The organism is Vibrio sp. 10N.222.55.C6, assembly GCF_041473395.1.
GTDB lineage: Bacteria > Pseudomonadota > Gammaproteobacteria > Enterobacterales > Vibrionaceae > Vibrio > Vibrio crassostreae_C.
This window is the reverse complement of the sequence record NZ_JBFRSD010001198.1, coordinates 1-314: the sequence shown is the minus strand read 5'-3', so window position 1 is coordinate 314 and position 314 is coordinate 1. Positions and strand designations below refer to the sequence as shown.

The window sequence follows — 314 nt, the reverse complement described above, 5'->3', positions numbered from 1 at the left end:
ACCACTAAAGGTATAAAGCATAAGTCCTTTTGCTTGGCCGTTTAATGTCTTCGCAGAGCCAATGACTTGCCAAGAGCGTTTTTGATTACATTCCAAGAACGCAGTGATAGTACCATCATTTTTTTCTATCTTAACTGAGGCTGTCGTGCCTTCAAATGTGCTAAGTTGTTTGATCTCTGGTTGACCATTTTGCTCTACAACAAACACAATGGAAGGCTCGCCCATGAACATTTCTTTACTAATTTTGATGTAGTTATCGTTGTCCCAGTAAATGCCTAGGCCAGCTTGTTCAAATGGCAAGGTTGGCTCTAAGG

1 pseudogene is annotated in these 314 nt (G+C 41.1%); it reads right to left on the bottom strand.

What is annotated here, in order from left to right:
- Positions 1-314, bottom strand: a pseudogene (locus AB4486_RS28165) (hypothetical protein); the annotation flags it as partial.